At 48.9% G+C, this 19,470-nt stretch carries 17 protein-coding genes; 15 read left to right on the top strand and 2 right to left on the bottom strand.

Annotated elements, in window-relative coordinates; all coding sequences use genetic code 11:
- The first annotated feature begins 53 nt into the window (after window positions 1-53).
- From C7R93_RS02005 to C7R93_RS01975, 6 genes are all read left to right on the top strand, one after another.
- The gene (locus C7R93_RS02005; protein WP_106837749.1) at window positions 54-1,835 is read left to right on the top strand and encodes an ABC transporter ATP-binding protein; all 1,782 of its coding nucleotides are present in this window, start codon (window positions 54-56) and stop codon (window positions 1,833-1,835) included.
- Window positions 1,836-1,837: 2 nt separating this feature from the next.
- Entirely contained in the window at window positions 1,838-3,637 is a 1,800-nt protein-coding gene (locus tag C7R93_RS02000) for an ABC transporter ATP-binding protein (protein ID WP_106837233.1), read from the top strand.
- Window positions 3,634-4,335: a 4'-phosphopantetheinyl transferase family protein gene (locus C7R93_RS01995; RefSeq protein ID WP_106837232.1), complete on the top strand. Its 702-nt coding sequence runs from the start codon at window positions 3,634-3,636 to the stop codon at window positions 4,333-4,335. The genes C7R93_RS02000 and C7R93_RS01995 overlap by 4 nt, the downstream gene beginning before the upstream one ends.
- Window positions 4,336-5,097, top strand: a complete 762-nt coding sequence (locus tag C7R93_RS01990; protein WP_244191423.1) for a thioesterase II family protein — start codon at window positions 4,336-4,338, stop codon at window positions 5,095-5,097.
- 51 nt (window positions 5,098-5,148) lie between these two features.
- Window positions 5,149-6,732 (top strand): alpha/beta hydrolase, encoded by a 1,584-nt coding sequence (locus C7R93_RS01985; protein WP_106837231.1) that lies wholly within the window; start codon window positions 5,149-5,151, stop codon window positions 6,730-6,732.
- 298 nt (window positions 6,733-7,030) lie between these two features.
- The gene (locus C7R93_RS01975) at window positions 7,031-8,986 is read left to right on the top strand and encodes a GTP-binding protein (protein WP_106837229.1); all 1,956 of its coding nucleotides are present in this window, start codon (window positions 7,031-7,033) and stop codon (window positions 8,984-8,986) included.
- Between the two features lie 100 nt (window positions 8,987-9,086).
- Here C7R93_RS01975 and C7R93_RS01970 read toward each other — a convergent pair whose 3' ends face one another.
- Complete coding sequence (locus tag C7R93_RS01970) at window positions 9,087-9,707, bottom strand: Crp/Fnr family transcriptional regulator (protein ID WP_106837228.1); 621 nt, start codon at window positions 9,705-9,707, stop codon at window positions 9,087-9,089.
- Between the two features lie 82 nt (window positions 9,708-9,789).
- Window positions 9,790-10,437 (bottom strand): Crp/Fnr family transcriptional regulator, encoded by a 648-nt coding sequence (locus C7R93_RS01965; RefSeq protein WP_106837227.1) that lies wholly within the window; start codon window positions 10,435-10,437, stop codon window positions 9,790-9,792.
- Window positions 10,438-10,754: 317 nt separating this feature from the next.
- Here C7R93_RS01965 and C7R93_RS01960 point away from each other — a divergent pair, with 317 nt between their 5' ends.
- The 9 genes from C7R93_RS01960 (at window position 10,755) to C7R93_RS01920 (ending at window position 19,349) form a co-directional block, all read left to right on the top strand.
- Window positions 10,755-12,242 (top strand): 4-hydroxyphenylacetate 3-hydroxylase family protein, encoded by a 1,488-nt coding sequence (locus C7R93_RS01960; protein ID WP_106837226.1) that lies wholly within the window; start codon window positions 10,755-10,757, stop codon window positions 12,240-12,242.
- 63 nt (window positions 12,243-12,305) lie between these two features.
- On the top strand, window positions 12,306-12,842 hold the full coding sequence (locus C7R93_RS01955) for a 3-hydroxyanthranilate 3,4-dioxygenase (protein ID WP_106837225.1): 537 nt from the start codon (window positions 12,306-12,308) through the stop codon (window positions 12,840-12,842).
- Window positions 12,833-13,837: an amidohydrolase family protein gene (locus tag C7R93_RS01950; protein ID WP_106837747.1), complete on the top strand. Its 1,005-nt coding sequence runs from the start codon at window positions 12,833-12,835 to the stop codon at window positions 13,835-13,837. Before C7R93_RS01955 ends, C7R93_RS01950 begins: the two co-directional genes overlap by 10 nt.
- On the top strand, window positions 13,834-14,295 hold the full coding sequence (locus tag C7R93_RS01945) for a RidA family protein (RefSeq protein ID WP_106837224.1): 462 nt from the start codon (window positions 13,834-13,836) through the stop codon (window positions 14,293-14,295). Before C7R93_RS01950 ends, C7R93_RS01945 begins: the two co-directional genes overlap by 4 nt.
- Before the next feature lie 10 nt (window positions 14,296-14,305).
- Window positions 14,306-15,772: an aldehyde dehydrogenase gene (locus C7R93_RS01940; RefSeq protein ID WP_106837223.1), complete on the top strand. Its 1,467-nt coding sequence runs from the start codon at window positions 14,306-14,308 to the stop codon at window positions 15,770-15,772.
- Between the two features lie 32 nt (window positions 15,773-15,804).
- Window positions 15,805-16,590, top strand: coding sequence for a 2-keto-4-pentenoate hydratase (locus tag C7R93_RS01935; protein WP_106837222.1), 786 nt, complete (start codon window positions 15,805-15,807; stop codon window positions 16,588-16,590).
- 22 nt (window positions 16,591-16,612) lie between these two features.
- The gene (locus C7R93_RS01930) at window positions 16,613-17,500 is read left to right on the top strand and encodes an acetaldehyde dehydrogenase (acetylating) (RefSeq protein WP_106837221.1); all 888 of its coding nucleotides are present in this window, start codon (window positions 16,613-16,615) and stop codon (window positions 17,498-17,500) included.
- Between the two features lie 25 nt (window positions 17,501-17,525).
- The gene (gene dmpG, locus C7R93_RS01925) at window positions 17,526-18,548 is read left to right on the top strand and encodes a 4-hydroxy-2-oxovalerate aldolase (RefSeq protein WP_106837220.1); all 1,023 of its coding nucleotides are present in this window, start codon (window positions 17,526-17,528) and stop codon (window positions 18,546-18,548) included.
- Window positions 18,549-18,560: 12 nt separating this feature from the next.
- On the top strand, window positions 18,561-19,349 hold the full coding sequence (locus tag C7R93_RS01920; RefSeq protein ID WP_106837219.1) for a 2-keto-4-pentenoate hydratase: 789 nt from the start codon (window positions 18,561-18,563) through the stop codon (window positions 19,347-19,349).
- Window positions 19,350-19,470: the final 121 nt, after the last annotated feature.

Genomic DNA, 19,470 nt, shown 5'->3' with positions numbered 1-19,470 from the left:
ACAACGTTTTCCAAGGGGAGTTCATCCAATACATCATTGGAGAGGAGCAGCACATGATTTTTACCAAGCAAGATCAGCATAGAAAGAAAGAACCCGTGTTTGGCTGGGTACTCTCGTATGTAAAGCCTTATCGAGGTTGGGTCATTATCTGCATCATCGCTTCGCTTCTTGTAGCCGTGGCAAACATTTGGATGGGAATCCTGATCAAAACCATGGTTGAACATACGGACGATTTCGACAAGCTGGTCAGTATTGCCCTCATCATTTTAAGTATGACCATCGTCGGTTTTCTCTCGAAATATCTCATCACGTATTCGGCAGCTAGATTCAGTTCAAGAGCGATGAGAGATTTGAAAAACAGCATGGCTTCTCATCTCGAAAAGGTCCCCATGTCTACCATGGATAAATATCATTCCGGCGATCTCGTTTCTCGGTTAACAACGGATGCCCAAATCTTGCAAAGCTTTTTGCAAAAGCATTTTTTCCAGCTTTTTTATCTACCAGTTGTTTTTACTGGAGCTCTTGGACTGCTGTTGACGATCAATTGGAAGTTAATCATCTTCAGCGTCGCGATCCTTCCAGTCGCCATCGTGATCACAGGCTGGATGAGCAGACCGCTTCAAAAGTATTCGGAGCAAGTGCAGGACCATCTGGGTCAAACGAACGCCATCGCGCAAGATACGCTTTCCGGGATTCACATGGTCAAAGCTTTTCAATTGGAAGGTGTCCTGTATCGGAAATACCATGCAGGTATGAAGCAGGTATTGAAAAATGCGATCCAGGCAGAGAAGAAGCGCGCGTGGATGACAGCACCAGGGATTTTATTGTTTTCTTCCCCGATCCTGTTTTTCGTCGCTTACGGTGGGTACTTGATTCAGGTGGGAGAATTGGATCTGGGCAGCTTGGTCCTCTTCAGCTATTTGCTCCACTTTATTATCGAACCACTTTCACTCGCACCCGTGTTGTTTGCCCAAGTACAAGAGACATCAGGTGCGGCAAAACGGCTGCAAGAAATTATTTCACAGCCAGTTGAACAAAATGATCAGCCGGCGATTTCTGTTGATCCAGAGGCGATTCCGGTACAGTTTGAGAACGTTACGTTTGCATACGATCAGGCAAAAATTCTTGATAACGTAAGCTTTACGTTACTTCCGAACAAGACCGTTGCGTTAGTAGGTGCCAGCGGGAGTGGAAAGAGCACCATCATGAAACTGCTGTGCGGGTTTTATCGAATGGAACTGGGCAACGGGAGCATGAAAGTATTCGGGCATTCCATGACTGACTGGAATATGACGGACATGCGGAGCTATCTTTCCATGGTTTCTCAGGATACGACGCTATTCCCCGTGTCCATTGCGGATAATATCTCCTATGGACGCATTCATGCGACACAAGACGAGATCATCGCAGCGGCAAAAGCAGCCAATGCCCATGACTTCATTATGGAGTTGCCGCAAGGATATCAAACAAAAGTGGGGGAACGAGGATCTCGTTTATCCGGAGGACAGAAACAGCGCATCGCAATTGCTCGAGCGATCTTGAAGGACGCCCCGATTCTGCTGCTGGATGAACCTACATCTGCCTTAGATACAGAGTCGGAAGCTTTGGTTCAGGAAGCACTGGAAAATGTAATGAAAAATCGGACCGTTCTCGTTATTGCTCACCGCCTGTCCACGATAAAAGACGCGGATGAAGTGCTTGTTCTGGAGCAAGGACAAATCGTTGAGCGAGGTACACACTACGATTTGCTCGCCCATGGCGGTGTTTACACCAGATTGTATCAAAAACATTTTGCCACAGAGATGCACAGATCGTTGGCAGCAGAGGGGGTATAGGCATGTTCATCCAGAACGTGATGCGGGAACTACTTCAATTGCTGTCGTTTATGAAATCCAAAAAGCGAGCGTATATTTTGGGACTCGTGGGTGACGGAATCGGTCAAGCCGCTGTATTGGTATCCTTGCCGTTCGTGTTCAAGGATCTGACGGATTTGGCGAACACAAAAGACCCTGCTTTATTAACCAGAGCGATTATCACCATGTCTGTGATGTTTCTCTTGCTGAGTATCCTATCGCCATTTTTCAGCTACATCTATCGACGATGCGTTCGCGAGCTCATTGCCAACATTCGGCTTCAGGTCTATCAACGATTGAGCAAGCTGCCTTTCGATTATTATGAGCAGCATCATTCGGGAGATACGATGTCGAGACTGGGTAACGATGTTGTCCTTATGGAAAACGCGTACGCAGAGCAATTGAAAACATTAAGCATTATCCTGCTGTCGCTGATCGGGTCGATCATTGGGATGTTTGCAATGGATTGGAAAATTGCCGTCGTCCTGTTGCTCGTAAGTACATTGACTCTTTATGTAAATACACTGTTTGCTAAGTCGGTACGGCGCATTGGCGACCGAATGCAGCAGCAGATGGGGATGGGGACAGAAAGATTAAACGATTTTTTGTCGGGGTTGCCCATCATCAAAATGTTTCATTTACATAACGTTGTGACCGCACGTTACACGGAAGCAAACGAAGAAGTAACAAGGTCTGCCATCAAACAAGGGCATAAACACGGATTATTGGAAGGGACCAATTTTTTCATCCAATTCTTAAGCTTCGGAGGAATGCTTGTTTTTGGAATCATGATGGTTTCCAAGCAAATGATCGGGTTGGGCGTGCTGGTCGCCCTGGTTCAACAACAAATGCTTGTTACATTGGCATTTCTCCAGCTTGGCCAAGTTATCACAGCGTTACAGACCTCGCTAGCAGGCGCATCTCGCGTCGTCGAATTTCTGAATGAACCGATCGAACCAGAAGAGTATCAGCAGGAGTCCGACAACGAACAGCAATGCGAAAGCATGCTGAAATTGGAGCAGGTCGTTTTCGGATACAACGAAGCTACAAGCGTGCTGGATGGTGTTTCGTTGCGAGTCGAGCAAGGCCAAATGGCTGGTCTAGTAGGAACGAGTGGGAGTGGAAAAAGCACCGTCATGAAACTCCTGTTAGGGTATTACCCACCTGCAAGCGGCACTCTTTATTTGCTGGGCAAGCCCATGGGAGCTTATTCTCTAGCAGAAATAAGAAGCATGATCTCCTACGTCCCTCAAGATGCCTTTTTGTTCGAAGGAACCATTGAAGACAATATCCGTTACGGATGCCTGGATGCTTCGGAAGCGGAAGTCATCAAGGCAAGCAAAGCAGCTTATGCGCATGATTTTATAATGGAGCTATCAGATGGCTACCAGACCAAAACAGGAGAACGCGGTGCGAAACTATCTGGCGGACAGCGTCAGCGAATAGCGATTGCCAGAGCCATTCTGAAAAATGCGCCGATTCTTCTACTGGATGAAGCAACCTCCGCATTGGATGCAGAATCGGAATATTGGGTGCAGCAAGCATTAACCGTACTCATGAAAGATAAAACGGTACTCGTCATCGCTCATCGCCTGTCAACGGTAGAGGATGCAGATGTGATTTACGTGATGGATCAAGGAAAGGTCATCGAGCAAGGTCGTCATGTTGAGTTAATGAGGTACAACGGAACGTACGCAAAATTGTATGAAGTGCAGCAGCGAAAGGATCGCGCAGAACAAATCCATAGTCTTGAATTCTCGGAAAGAAGAGTGAGTCCTACGTGATTGCCATTTATGCTTTGAAAAGTCCTGCTGTCATGGATAAAGCGTTGTTCAGCCGATTTTTGCAAGCACTACCCGAACCGAAACGAGAACGGGTCAACCGTTTCAGAAATCCGGCTGATTCCTATCGGGCGTTGCTCGCAGATGTGCTTGTACGCTCTCTCATTTGTGAAGCCTACGAGATTCCCAATGACAACATCGAGTATGACTACAATGCATACGGAAAACCATTTTTCAAACCATTTCCCAACTTCTGCTTTAATGTCTCGCATTCCGGAGATTGGGTGGTCTGCGTCACGCATGACTCGCAGGTGGGGATAGATGTGGAGCAAATATGTCCGATTGAGTTGGATGTTGCCACTCATTATTTTGCACCAGCCGAAGTAGAGGATCTCCTGGCGAAAGATCCGAATGACCAGCTTTCGTATTTCTACGACCTTTGGACTTTGAAGGAGAGTTATATAAAAGCCAGAGGCATGGGGCTGTCCATCCCATTGCAATCGTTCGCCATTCGAAAACATCTAGACCAATCGATTACGTTAACGCAAAATGATTCGCCCGTTGCATGGTCATTTCAACAGTATGAGATCGACCCAGAATACAAATTGTCAGTATGCGGGACTACCAATGAGTTTGCTGATCATGTAGTCATGAAGGATTTACAAGATTTGCATCAGGCCCTTTTTTACAGAAGGATCTAGATGTCATTACATGAGGAAAGGGCGGGGAAAGAGATGAAACTGTTCTGCTTTCCGTATGCAGGTGGACTACCCAGCATCTATTACGGTTGGAGGCGAGTATTGTCGCCAGCATTTTTGGAAATTGATCCATTCGAGGTGCGGCCTTCATTTCTGGGAGATAGCATAGTTCTTTCCACCTCGATATATGAGGTCTTGGAGGATGTATACCAAAGGATCACGCCAGAGCTGGGGGAAGAGCCATTTGCCTTTTTTGGCCACAGCATGGGCGGATTAATCGCGTTTGAACTGACGCGAAAGCTGTTGCAGAATGGGGGGCCACTGCCCCAACACTTGTTCTTGTCTGCTTCCCGCGTACCACATGCGTATCGTAAACTGGTGAAAACTTACGACCTGCCACATAACGAGTTCATCGAATCATTACGTACACTTGGGGGCACACCCGATGAAATTTTGGACAATCACGAGTTGCTTGAACTATTTTTGCCCACGATTCGCGCTGACTTCCAAGCCGTGCAAACTTACGAAATGAATACCGATCTTCCTCAGCAAATTCCTGTCAATATGTCAGTTTTGTTCGGGAAAGAAGATTCGATTGAACTCCAGGATATTGTGGCATGGCGAGACTATGGCGGGCGAGAATGCAAATTTTACCCGATGCCTGGTGGGCATTTCTTTATTCATCACCAAATGAATCCGATCCTTGCGATCATTCAAGACACATTGAATGCGAAACAAACAGTTGCAATCCGTGCACAATTCTAATGATTGTGTATGGCAACAATAAATTCTAAGGTGAAGGTTGGTGTTCTTTTGATGAATCAGAAAGCACTATCTCGTTTGTTGGCGGCCGTTACATTATCAACGGCGCTGGTCTACCCGCAAGCTGCAAGCGCAGCTGCTCCACCTCCGGCTTTGCATGATGACAATCCAAATGGTCATTTTGGTGACTGGTACACAGGTGCAGTTCCTCCCAATGTATCCGACTCCAAGCCTGTGATCCTGTTTGTCCAAGGTCTGCACTCCACCTACAAAACCTGGTATACAACAGACGGATTTTATGATGCAGCCTATAATGCCGGGTATCGTACTGCTTTTGTGCAACTGAAGGACGCGGATGGTACTGGCGGCAACATGTGGACAAACGGAGCCAAGCTCGCGGAAGTCATTAAAAAGGTTGCGGATTATTACGGTGTCTCCAAAATCAATATCGTTGCACATTCCAAAGGTGGCATTGATACTCAGACGGCACTCGTCCACTACGGCGCACATCAGTATGTCAACGTCGTTCACCAGATTGCTACGCCAAACAAAGGTTCAGAATTGGCTGACTTGGCTTACAGCAATTGGGCAGGATGGCTTGCTGACATTCTTGGTAAAAAAGACGATGCGGTGTATTCCCTCCAAACGTCATACATGGCCAACTACCGTTCCCAGACTGACAACCGTGCCGAAACTCGTTCAACAAAGACATACATGGCCGCCGGAACGGGGGACGATGGCATGTTTAGTCCTACCTGGTTTGGTCATGCGGCTATTCCAGGTGAAGATGATGGCGCTGTTTCCGTAGAATCTGCCTTCGGTTTGTCTTATGGGATTAAGAGCTTTACCAAAGACATTTCCCACGGTCAAATAGTGAAAGCCTCGAATACATGGAATCTGGTCGAACCGAAATTGCAAAAGGCATCCACTCGCGAACGTGCAAATAAAGTAAGCAAAGACAAATCAAAAACATCCACTTTGGAAGAGAGCTCCGTCATTCTCCGTGGTGGCGAAGTGGAAGACAACGCCTCGGAAACATTTTTCCTGGAGAGCGGAATCGCTCAGTTCAATCTGGATACGATGACCTCGTCAGAAGACACCGTTGTGACCTTGATCAGTCCGTCTGGTAAAGAGTATGAAGCGGATCGCAGTAAAAATAGCGATTCGGAAGAGGAACCCGAGATATTCAAAGGTGCTGTTCATCACTTCATTGAAGTAGAGGAGCCTGAAGCAGGCGAATGGACACTTGAAGTGGAGGGCTCTGACGACGCCTTTTTCATGGTTGGTTCTGTGGAAGGCGGAGAACAAGCGAAAGTAAAGGCGAGCAAAAAGGTATTCAAGAAAGGCGACAAAGCGAAGATTTCTGTCGACCTGGGGAAAAACGAAATTGATCAATCGTTACTGGAAAAAGCAAACCTGACGCGTTCGCTGAACGGCGAAAAAGCAAACGTTCTTGATGAAGTGGAGTTTGCCGTAAAAGAAGATGAGCTTATGGGCAATTTTTCCGTGCCGACCAAGCCAGGCGTTTATAATCTCTCCTTTGACGTAACGGGCATCAATGAAAACGGTGAACCATTTACGCGCTCCATCAATTACAACTTTGCGGTGACAAATAGCGATGGAGAATTAGAAAAATAAGAGCAAACCATTTCGCGGCCCTGAAGAAGGGCCGTTTTTTTTCTGAATACAACCGCATCCCAAATGGAATTGTAGTATGGAAGTGGCAGGGAAAGGAGACACCTTCTACTCCCCAATGAACGACAAGCTACAGTTGAAAAATTACGAGAAATCCGATTGTTTGAGCGTTAACTTGACATTCAATCCAACAGAGGTGAACGCACGCATGGTTCAACTTGGCAAGCCTATCCTTATTCTCGATTCTTATGTTTTAATGAGAAAAGAAATTGCAGTCGAGTAGCTATGGAAGAGGGATAACATGAAGCGTCTAACGATCGGCTTGTTTGCCCATGTGGATGCGGGCAAGACTACTTTCGCCGAACAGTTGCTATACCATACGAACAGCATCCGGTCGCGGGGCCGAGTGGATCATCAAGATGCCTTTTTGGACAGCCATGATATCGAGAGGAAAAGAGGTATTACCGTGTTCGCCGATCAGGCGGTGATGCACCATAAGGGCGACGTTTATTATTTGATCGACACGCCTGGACACGTCGATTTTTCTTCCGAGATGGAGCGGGCGATCGGGGTAATGGATTACGCGATCGTGATTGTCAGTGCGGTAGAAGGTGTTCAGGGTCATACCGAGACAGTCTGGCAGTTGTTGCGCAAACATCGGATACCGACATTTTTCTTCATCAATAAAACAGATCGGATCGGCGCGGATGCCAGCAGGACGGAAGAGGAGATACGCAGTCAGTTGACAAGGGATGTCTGTTCCGTCAAGGACAACTTCGCCAACGGCATCGTCGGTGAGAGGCTACGCGAGATGATGACGGAGCGGAACGAGTCATTGCTAGAAGCGTTCATAGAGGAAAGGGACGATCAAGCTTTTTGGCTGGGTGCCTTGCAGGAGATGATACGAGAAGGGTGTCTTTTCCCCTGCGCCAACGGCTCGGCATTGCAGGATGATGGCGTTGTAGAGTTCCTGAATCAACTGTCCTTGTTGACGACTGCGTCTTATGACGAGACGGCTCCGTTCGGAGGGCGCATTTATAAAATTCGACACGCAGCAAACGGATTGAGACTAACGTTCGTCAAAGCGCTGAGCGGCAAGCTGAAGGTACGAGAGCTACTCAGCTATGAGAGCGGTGGACTTCGATACGAAGAGAAAATTACACAAATCTTATTGTTTAATGGTAGGAAATCACACGCGGTTGAACACGTAGCTGCCGGAGATTTGTTCGCAGTCGTCGGCTTGTCCGAGGCCGAAGCTGGACAAGGGGTGGGGCTCTACTCAGACAAGTTTGCTTATGAGACTGAGCCGACACTACAGTCGAAAGTACAGTTTGACGGTTCGCTTCACGTGCAGCAAGTGCTCGGTGCGTTTCGCATTCTGAATGCGGAGGACCCATCTCTGAATGTGGTTTGGGAAGAAAGTTTGCAAGAGATTCACATTCGTGTCATGGGTCTGATCCAATTAGAAGTGCTGGAGCAGGTTGTGAAGGAACGCTTCGGTTTCGTTGTCTCTTTCGGCCAACCAGAAATCTTGTATAAAGAAACGATACAATCTGCTGTGATGGGGTATGGACACTTCGAGCCACTCAGGCATTACGCGGAAGTACACCTCCTACTTGAACCGGGAGAGCGAGGCAGCGGTATCCACTTCACTAGCGTATGTCATCCTGATGAACTGAGTTTTAACTACCAGAATCTGGTTGACTCTCATCTCTACGAACGGGAGCATCACGGGCTATTGACAGGTATGCCGGTCACCGACTTGAAAATTACGCTCCTTAAAGGCCGTGCTCATAACGAACATACGCATGGGGGCGACTTTCGTGAGGCCACCTTCCGCGCGTTGCGGCAGGGACTGGAGAAAGCGGAGAATATGCTGTTAGAACCATATTATGACTTCAAAATAAAGGTGGGAATGAACGAGATGGGGAGGGTACTTTCGGATATTCAGCGCGCCTCAGGTTCATTCGAGCCACCGCAGATGTCGGATACGCATGCGGTCATTACGGGAAAGGTGCCCGTAGCAACATTCATGAATTACAGCACTGAATTCGCTTCCTTCACGCATGGACGAGGCAGCATCCGCTGTATATTTGGTGGATACGATCGCTGCCATAACGCGGAGGAAGTGATTGAAAAGAAAAGCTATGAAAAGGATGCAGATCCGCTTTATACATCCTCCTCGATCTTTTGCGCCAAGGGGGCAGGCTACTCCGTGCCGTGGGACGAGGCAGAAGCCAAGATGCATCTGCTCTGAGCAGAACCGAACAGGGCTGTATCAAGATTTTCAAAGGTTATTTTCAATGTAGAGGGCGAGCCTGATTAGGTTTCGCCCCATTTACATTTGATTTGTGTCTTCAACAGCTCACTATCCCACGCAATCCTTCTATATCCACGACTCGAATGGCACTACGCACAGATAGCTCAATCAAGCCTTGCTGTCGCCATTTCTGCAAAGTCTTGTTCACCGTAATGCGAGACGTATCAATATAGCGTGCAAATGACGTCTGATCGATAGGGATATGATTATTTCCGTGCACAGCTATCAGTTTGAGCAGATAATTAGCCATCTGTAGCTCAATTGGACTGTCAGTGAACGCGATGATTTCAGCCAGGAGACGGAGCTTATAGATTTGTGAATTGGTGAAGATCACTGCCGACTGTGGGTGGTCTTGGCAAACGCGTGATAAGACCTCGTCGGAGAAAAAGTAAATGATGGAAGGAGAAGTAGTTAAGGCTGATGTCAGGTATGAGCCGTTGTAGGCGCCGTGCTCCCCGAACAACCCACCTGTGGGAATGTAATCGATAGACCGCTCATGCCCGTTCTCAGATAAGAGAGTGATCTTTACGCTCCCTTTGTCTAGATAATAAAATCCAGTTCCTACATCGCCTTGATGGTAGATAGTTGTGTGTTTTCCCATTTCGATCTTCTTGCCATATATGAGGTACGGGGTCCACTGATAGCGGAGACAGGCCATTGTGACCACCTCTCACATTTAATGGATGTTACGGCGCTTCTCCATGGAAGGGAAGGTAGTGACTCTTGCCAATTCGATATGCTTACACTGTGCAAGCAGTATGTGCCGTGAGTTGTGGAGGCTTCAGCATATCTGGGCGTTTGACGATAAAGGATCGGTTTTTGATTTCAATGATGCCATGTTCCTTCCATGTCTTCAGGATCTTGTAGACAGTGATACGGGTGAGGCCAGCACATTCAGCAAGCTCTTGTTGAGTGAGGGGAACCTCGTGATTTTTATAGTCTTCGCATATGTTGAGCAGGAGACGAGCGATTTGCTCTTCTGAAGTCAGTGCCTTCATGTTGATGGCGGTTAGAAGAATCCGCATTTTTTGATTGATTGTTTGGGTTAAAAGAGACAAGAGTTCAGGGCGTACCTTCAGCATTTCGAGGAATTGCAAACAGGAGAAATGGTAGACGACTGCATTCTTTACAGCAATAGCCGTGGTGAAATGCGGTTGTTGATCCATCGTCTGAAGACCCATGATTTGACCAGGGACTACGATGTTCACCAGGCGATCTTTCCCCTTGATGGTAGAGGTCACAATCTTGACTAATCCCTTATGAAGATAATAAAAACCTTCTCCCATCGTCTCTTGCTTATAAATAGCTGTTTTTCCTTTCACAAATTGACGAGTGCCATATTCTAAAAGGGTTTCCCATTTCAAATCAGTTTCAAAAGGGGATACCATCCTCACTGCTCCTTTCCTCATCCATTATCTTGCCTCTTCCAATCACCCACCCAAGATTAAGTCTTAATTTTCTGAACTCACTACTCTTGATTATATGAAAATAAAAAGCTCCTTACCAATGTTTCAACGTGAAAATGACGTGCATTCGAAAGAAAAACAGAATTGATGTTAATTCGTTTACATATCCTCAGTTGCCCATGAATTATTTTTCAGCCGTGATGTTAAGTGGGTTACATTTTTCAGAAAAGACAGACACTATAATGCGGTTTAAGAACAAAAACGACTCAATCAACAAAAAACAACAGGGAGGAATTGTGGTGGGAATCCGTACTGGTGACCAATACATTCGGGGCTTAAGATCACGACAACCGGAGATTTGGCTGCAAGGCAGAAAGGTGACAAACGTATGTGAGGAAGCTGTTTTTCGACAGCCGATTCATGAAATAGCCAAACTGTATGACATGCAGCATGACGAGAAGTATCAGGAGAAGATTACCCATATTTGTCAGGAGACCGGTGAGCGTGTGAACAACGCCTTTCTCGTTGCAAAGACCCCTGAGGAATTGCAGGCGAAACGAGCCTTGTACGAAGCTTATGCGGAAGCCACTTTTGGCTTGATGGGAAGAACGCCGGATTTTCTCAATGTTGTCTTGACGTCGCTATACAGCAATGCGTCTTTCTTGGAAAGTTACAATCCGCAGTGGGCGGAAAACGTGAAAAATTATTACAAGTATGTTCGTGACCAAGACCTGTTTTTAACACATGCGATTATCAATCCGCAAAATGACCGCAGCAAGTCCTCCCATGAACAAAACGATGTGTACACCCATTTGGGGGCAGTAGAGGAGACGCCAGAAGGGCTGATAGTCAAAGGAGCGAAAATGCTGGCAACGCTGGCGCCGATCACGGATGAAGTCTTCATTTATTCGTTCCCGGGGTTCAAGCCAGGAGATGAGCGTTACGCCTTGGCATTTGCCATTCCGATTAACACGCCGGGCCTACGCATCATTTGTAGAGAGCCCATGCAGGATGGAACTCGTTCCGTTTATGACCATCCTTTGGCATCGCGCTTCGAAGAAATGGATGCTGTTCTAGTCTTTAATGACGTACTCATACCTTGGGAGCGCTTGTTCCTGTATAACAACGTAGAAGCGGCCAACCTGCTTTATCCAAAGACAGGCATCGGACAGCAACCGGCGCACCAGACAGGGGTGAGAGGACTGTTGAAGCTCCAATTTGCCACCGAAGTTGCCATGCGGCTGGCAGACTCCATCGGGGTAGACATCTATCCGAATGTCCAAAACAATCTCGGGGAGCTAGCGCAATCGCTGGAATCGGTCAGAGCGCTCCTGCGGACAGCTGAGCTAGAATATGAGACCTTGCCGTCGGGCGAGCTCATGCCGGGTTACGTACAGCTCGAAACCATTCGCGGACTGCTTCCGAAGCTGTACCCGCGGGCGATCGAAGTCATGCAAATTATTGGAGCAGGGGGATTGCTCATGTCCCCGACTGACAGTGATATGGAGCATCCCGAGTTGATGGAGGATATGGAAAAGTTTTATGCAGGACGGAAGGGTGTCTCCGGTACAGATCGGGTTCGCTTGTTTAAGCTCGCTTGGGACCTGTGCGGGGAAGCTTTCGGACAGCGTTTGCTGCAATACGAGCGGTACTATACCGGAGATCCAGTGCGCAAACTGGCGATTTTTTATAACAATTACAAGAAGTTTCATGCATGTACGATGGTGGATGACGCGCTCAGCGTTTTTGCTGCCAAATCGGCATCGCAGACGGAGCAAGTTCTTTAAACAAGCAGGAGAAACGATCTCACATAATCGCTAGGAGTTAAAAAAACAAGGAGGGAATAGAGTATGAGTAGATTGGCACCTATCCATTTGTGGAAGTTTATCGAGGATCACATCGATCAGCTCAAGCCACCGGTGAATAACAAGGTGATTTGGAAAGATGCAGAACTAATGGTCATGGTAGTGGGAGGGCCGAATAAGCGGCGCGATTTTCACATTGATCCATCCGAGGAAGTCTTTTACCAGCTCAAGGGTGATTGCTTCGTAGAGATCATGAATCAGGCTGGGAAGCGAGAGATCATTACGGTCAGAGAAGGCGAAATGTTCCTTCTTCCTGCGAATGTCCCGCATTCCCCACACCGGATCGCGGATACGATCGGACTCGTGATTGAGCGCAACAGAGATGAGGGAGAACTGGAGGACTTTGCTTGGTTCTGCGAAAACTGCGACCACGAAATGCATCGTGTACGGATTCAATTGACCAACATAGAGGTGCAGGTAAAAGAGGCGATCGAAGGATTCAACAGCAATCTGGAGCTGCGGACATGCCAAAAATGCGCGCACGTCATGTCTCCGGAAGCGAGTGAGTGGAAATGCGAGTAGACTTCCATACCCACATTATTCCAGAGGATCTCCCCAACCTGGCTGAGCGCTTTCATGGAGAGCGTTGGCCAGTTCTGCACCGCACTTGCACATGCGGGGCAAATATTATGGTCGGGGGAAAAGTATTTCGCGAAGTGACGGATCAGGTGTGGGATCCCCAAAAACGGATTCATGACATGCAGCAAGAAGGCGTGGATATACAGGTGTTGTCACCCATTCCAGTCACGTTTTCCTACTGGGCCCCGGCAGCCGAAGCGGAAGTGATGGCGCGGATTCAAAACGATTTTATCGCAGAGACGGTCAACCAACATCCGAATCATTTCATCGGATTGGGTACAGTTCCCTTGCAAGACACCGAGGCAGCCATTCGGGAAATGGATCGCTGCATGCACGAGCTCTGCCTGAAAGGGATCGAAATCGGTACCAACGTAAATGGCAACAATCTGGACGACCCGGGACTGCTTCCTTTTTTTGAAATGTGTCAGACATGGGATGTGCCACTCTTCGTACATCCATGGGAGACGCTGGGCAGAGAACGGATGCCTCGGCACAACCTGATGTACACCGTCGGGATGCCAAGCGAGACAGCGCTTGCCGCAGCAAGTCTTATCTTGGGAGGCGTGATCGAGAAGTTTCCGCGCCTGAAAATCTGCTTTGCCCATGGCGGCGGCTCTTTTCCTTATATTCTACCCAGGCTGGACCAAGGCTGGAAGGTATGGCCGCATCTGCGTCTGACCGATCAACCGCCTAGTGTGTACGCGAAACAATTCTACTTTGATTCCTTGACGTACGATCCACTGAACATCCCATACATGATGAAGCGCTTTGGCGAAGATAGGATCATGATGGGATCGGATTATCCCTTCCTGCTTCGTGAAACACCTCCCGGGGAAGTCATCGATCATACATTGGAGCTGACTGACGAACAGAAGCGGGCGTTGCTGGGTGAAAACGCGCTTCGCTTCCTGAACCTAAAGGAGATGAACGGACAGTGAAGCATCAGACTGAAACGCCGGAACAACGTCTACAGGCTATGGGCCTAGACCTGCCCGAACCAAGACAGCCGGCCGGGAATTATGTCGGTTGTGTCCAAGTGGGCAATCTCCTCTTTCTGGCAGGCCAAGGGACAAACGAATATCGAGGGAAGCTGGGACAGGATGTCACGATAGAGGAAGGTTACCTGGCTGCCAGGCAGTGTATGCTCAATCTGCTGGCTGTTGTCAAACATGAGCTAGGGGAACTGGGGAGAGTCAAACGAGTGGTCAAAATACTCGGATTCGTTAACAGCGATCCAGCTTTCATAGATCAGCCTAAAGTCATGAATGGGGCATCCGATTTGTTGGTGGAGCTATTCGGCGAAAAAGGCAGGCATGGGCGGTCCGCTGTAGGGATGGCCCAGCTCCCACTAAATAACGCCGTAGAAGTAGAGATGATCTTGGAAATCGAGAATTAGGAGGATTCCCATGAGTCAGACTGCCAAGGAAAACCAGGTACGAAAAGACGCCAAGCTATTCATAGACGGAGATTACGTGGACGCTGTTTCCGGTGAAACCTTCGATACGATCAACCCAGCGACAAATCTCAAGCTGGCCTCTGTGGCCAATGCAAGTGAGCTGGATGTAAAAAGGGCGATCGACGTGGCGCAGCGTACGTTTGAGTCTGGTGTTTGGAGCGAGATGTCCGTAGATGATCGCGCCAAGATTCTCTGCAAAATGGCTGACCTGGTGATGGAGCGTGTGGACGAACTCGCTTTGGTGGAGACGCTCGATGTCGGCAAGCCGATCAAAGAAAGCCGGGGCTTCGATATTCCGAGGGCGGCGGCCAATTTGCGATTCTTTGCCGAAATGGCCAAATACATGGTCCATGAGCATTATGAAATGCGCCATTTTATGTCCTACGCCAAATATGCTCCGGCAGGTGTGACAAGTCTGATCATTCCATGGAATTTGCCCTTCATGCAGATGACCTGGAAAGCATCGGCGGCTTTAGCGGCGGGAAATACCGTCGTTGTAAAGCCTGCCTCGTACACGCCTCTCTCTGCGGTGATGCTCGGTGAGATTGCCAATGAAGCAGGTCTGCCTCCTGGCGTGCTCAACATTATCACTGGTCCGGGCGTGACTGTCGGGACGGCGATGACGACGCATCCCCATGTGCGCCGGATATCTTTTGTGGGAGAATCTAACACCGGAAAGACCGTCATGCAGAATGCCGCTTCGCAACTGATTCCGGTATCGCTCGAATTGGGAGGCAAATCAGCCAATATCGTGTTTGAAGATGCCGATCTTGATGAAGCGGTAAAAGGGTCGATCGAGGCGATATTCCGCAATCAGGGCGAGATTTGTCTGGCAGGATCACGTTTGTTGGTGCAAGAAAGCGTATATGATCAGTTTCTGGACAAATTTGTGGCGGCTGTTCAAAGGATCAAGGTGGGAAATCCTTTGGAATCAGAGACAGATATGGGAGCGCTGGTGTCCCGCAGTCACTTAGAGACGGTGGAGCACTACATCCAGATCGGACTGGAAGAAGGAGCCAAGCTCGGTTACGGCGGAAAACGGATCAGCGGGCTGGGTGACGGCAATTTCCTAGAGCCAACCGTTCTCTATGATGTAGACAACAAAATGAGGGTGGCCCAGGAAGAGATTTTCGGTCCAGTCATCGTGATCATTCCATTCCGTACAGAAGAGGACGCTATTCGGATCGCTAATGATTCGGTTTACGGCTTGGCAGGAGTGGTTTGGACCAACGACCTGCGTCGCGCGCATCGCGTGGCTGATCGAGTGAAGTCAGGTCTTTTATGGATCAATTGCTGGTATGTGCGTGATTTGCGAACTCCGTTTGGTGGTGCCAAGGACAGCGGGATTGGCCGTGAAGGCGGGCGTCACAGCTTCGAATTCTACTCCGAGGTCAAGACAGTCACCATGAAATTATAGCGAGAAGGACAGCAAATGAGGGAGGGAGCCGTGTGAACATAGAAAAGATCACGCGATTCGCCGATCATTTAGCGGCGGCGAGTCGTGAAGGAGTGGGAGTAGCGCCACTCACTTTACTGGATCCGCAAATCAGCGAGATAGAGGCATACCACGTTCAATTGAAGACGATTGAGCGAAAAGTGAAAGAAGGCGCGAGGATTACAGGAAAGAAAATCGGCCTGACCTCTCGTGCCATGCAGACACTGCTTGGTGTGGAACAGCCAGACTATGGACATCTATTAGACGACATGGTCGTGGAAAACAACGGAGAACTGCCTTTCGAGCATGTACTTCAGCCAAAGGTAGAAGCAGAAATTGCCTTCCTGCTGAAACGCGATCTGAAAGGACCACACGTAACAATCTATGATGTCTTGATGGCAACGGAATATGTAGTGCCTGCTTTGGAAATCGTGGACAGCCGTATAGCCAACTGGCAAATCAAACTAGAAGACACGGTTGCGGACAATGCATCCTCGGGCTTCTATGTGCTGGGTGGACATCCCGTGAAACCGCAAGATCTGGATCTTCCCCTGGTAGGAATGGCGTTTTATAAAAATCAGGAGCTGGTCAATACAGGTGTTGGTGCCGCCGTATTGGGCAATCCCGCAGCCTGTGTGGCGTGGTTAGCGAACAAGCTGTACGAATTAGGGATTACACTCAAAGCAGGAGAAATCATCTTGTCCGGTGCGTTATCGGCAGCGGTTGAAGCTAAGCCTGGCGATGTATTTCACACACGGATTGCTGGACTTGGTTCAGTAGGAGTCAGGTTTGGCAGGTAAAAAATAGGAAAGGAGGGCATGCATGAAGAAAGTAAAAGTAGCAATACTGGGCTCGGGGAACATCGGGACAGACCTGATGATCAAGCTTGGAAGGTCGCCAGTTCTTGAACTGACGTCCATAATTGGAATCGATCCTGATTCAGACGGTCTGCGTAGAGCAAAGGCAGCTGGATACTACGTATTTGACGGCGGATTGAAACCGTATTTGGAAAGCGGTGTGGATCTAGCGGATATCGTCTTTGATGCTACTTCAGCCAAAGCACATATTCGGCATGCCAAGGCGCTCAGGGAGGCAGGAAAGTTCGCCATCGATCTGACGCCTGCTGCTGTGGGTCCCTATGTAGTACCATCTGTGAATCTCGGTGCGCATTTGAATGAAAAGAACATCAACCTGATCACGTGCGGCGGCCAGGCTACTATTCCGATCGTTCATGCGATAGGGAGTGCGAGTCCGGTCAGCTACGCAGAGATCGTGGCTACTATTTCTAGTAAAAGCGCGGGTCCTGGCACACGTTCCAACATCGACGAATTTACAGAGACGACCGCACATGGTATCGAAGCGATCGGCGGAGCGAAGAAAGGCAAGGCGATCATCATCCTGAATCCGGCGGAGCCGCCGATCCTGATGAGAGATACGGTCTATGCAGTAGTGGAGGAAGGGGCGGACCGACAGGCGATCGTGAAGGCTATCCACCAGACCGTTGCCTATATTCAATCATACGTTCCTGGTTACCGCCTTCGCTCAGAACCGATCTTTGATGAAAACAAAATCACCGTTTTTTTGGAAGTGGAAGGCGCGGGTGACTACCTCCCTACTTATTCAGGCAATCTGGATATCATGACGGCGACAGCGGTGAAGGTAGCAGAGGAATATGCCAAGCATGCTGTCGGCATCGGTACGGGTATATAGCCACGAATGAAAGGAGGAACCGCATATGAGTCGTGATATTGTGATTACCGAAGTAGCGCTTCGAGATGGGAGCCATGCGATCAATCACCAGTTTACTGTGGAGCAAGTATCCGCGGTGGCGCGTGCATTAGATGAAGCGAACGTACCGTATATTGAAGTCTCCCATGGAGATGGATTGGCCGGATCGTCCCTGCAGTATGGGCTGTCCAGGACCCCTGAACTGGAGCTGATCGAGGCTGCCGTTTCCGTTTGTAAACAAGCGAAAGTGGGCGTGCTCTTGCTGCCGGGAATCGGCACGATCAAAGATTTGAAGACGGCAGCAGGGCTAGGGGTAGGCATGGCACGAATTGCCACACATGCGACCGAAGCGGACGTATCAGCCCAGCATATTTATCGGGCTAAAGAACTTGGCTTGACGACAGTTGGCTTTTTGATGATGTCGCATATGGCTGCTCCAGAAAAACTGGCGGAGCAAGCTGGACTCATGCAAAGCTATGGAGCTGATGTCGTGTACATCGTCGATTCTGCTGGCGCTCTGCTACCTGATCAAGCAGGGGAACGAGTCCGGGCATTGAAGCAATGTCTGAAAATTCCCGTTGGCTTCCATGCACACAACAATTTGTCTTTAGCCATGGCCAATACGCTCGTCGCCATTCAAGAGGGTGCCAACTGGATTGACGGCAGTGTTCGGTGCTTGGGTGCAGGTGCGGGCAATACACAAACCGAGGTTCTCATTGCTGTACTGGATCGAATGGGCATTCAGACGGGCGTCGATCTGTACAAAATGATGGACATGGCAGAGGAAATCGTGTCGCCGATTCTTCAAGTCCCACAGGAAATTACCAGAGACGCTCTGATTCTCGGATACGCGGGTGTTTATTCCAGCTTCCGGCTTCATGCCGAGCGTGCAGCCAAGAAATTCGGCATCGACTCCCGGGATATTTTGATCGAGCTGGGAAGACGAAAGGCCGTCGGTGGACAAGAAGACATGATCGTGGATGTCGCAGCGGAAATCGCCCAACTGAACAGCTCTACCAAAATCAGATAGGGGGTGATCAGCGTGCAATCGGAACTATTGTACAAAAGGTTGGCTCAGAAGCTGGTGGATGCGGAGTTGAATAGGGAGGAGGTCGTGAAATTGACGGCTGAATACCCCGAGCTGACAGTGGAAGATGGATATCGTATTCAAAATGAGCTGGTCTCCCTCAAGCTTCGGCAGGGACATCGAATCTTTGCCTCTAAAATGGGATTGACCAGTCAGGCAAAAATGAAGCAGATGAATGTTCACGAACCGATTCGGGGCTACATTTTTGACTATATGAATATCGAGGACGGCATTCTACCGATCAATGAATTGATTCACCCCAAGGTGGAAGCGGAAATCGCCTTTGTTTTGAGTGAGGATTTGGAAGGACCCGGCATCACTTACTCTCATGTCCTAGCAGCCACTGACTATGTGGTTCCCGCACTGGAGATTATCGACAGCAGGTATGCGCAGTTCCAGTTTACCTTGCCGGATGTCATTGCCGACAATACTTCGTCTTCCCGTGTGTTTATCGGATCGATGTGGAGAAAGCCTGATGAACTTGAACTCGATTTGGTAGGCGTCACTCTTTCGATCAATGGAGAGCTCAAAGACTTGGGGGCTGGTGCGGCAGTTCTCGGTCATCCAGCCCACTCGGTTGCGATGCTGGCGAACATGCTTGCTCGCGAAGGGCGCAAGCTTCACAAGGGAGATTTGATATTGTCCGGGGGCATTACCGGTTCCCACCAGCTACGGGAAGGGGATGTCGTAAGCGCCAAATGGGGTGGCCTCGGAAGCATTGAGTTTGTGGTGAAAACGGGATAGGCAGTAAGGCGAAAAGCCGAGAAGCCGAGAAGAATGAGGGAGTTATCCCATATTCTCTCGGCTTCTTTTTACGTCCCAATTAGGTCTCCGCTGAAATAAGCCTGGATTACCGATACCCCTT

Source organism: Brevibacillus fortis, assembly GCF_003013395.1.
Taxonomy (GTDB): domain Bacteria; phylum Bacillota; class Bacilli; order Brevibacillales; family Brevibacillaceae; genus Brevibacillus; species Brevibacillus fortis.
The sequence above is the reverse complement of the archived record's forward strand: the minus strand, read 5'-3'. Positions and strand labels throughout refer to the sequence as shown.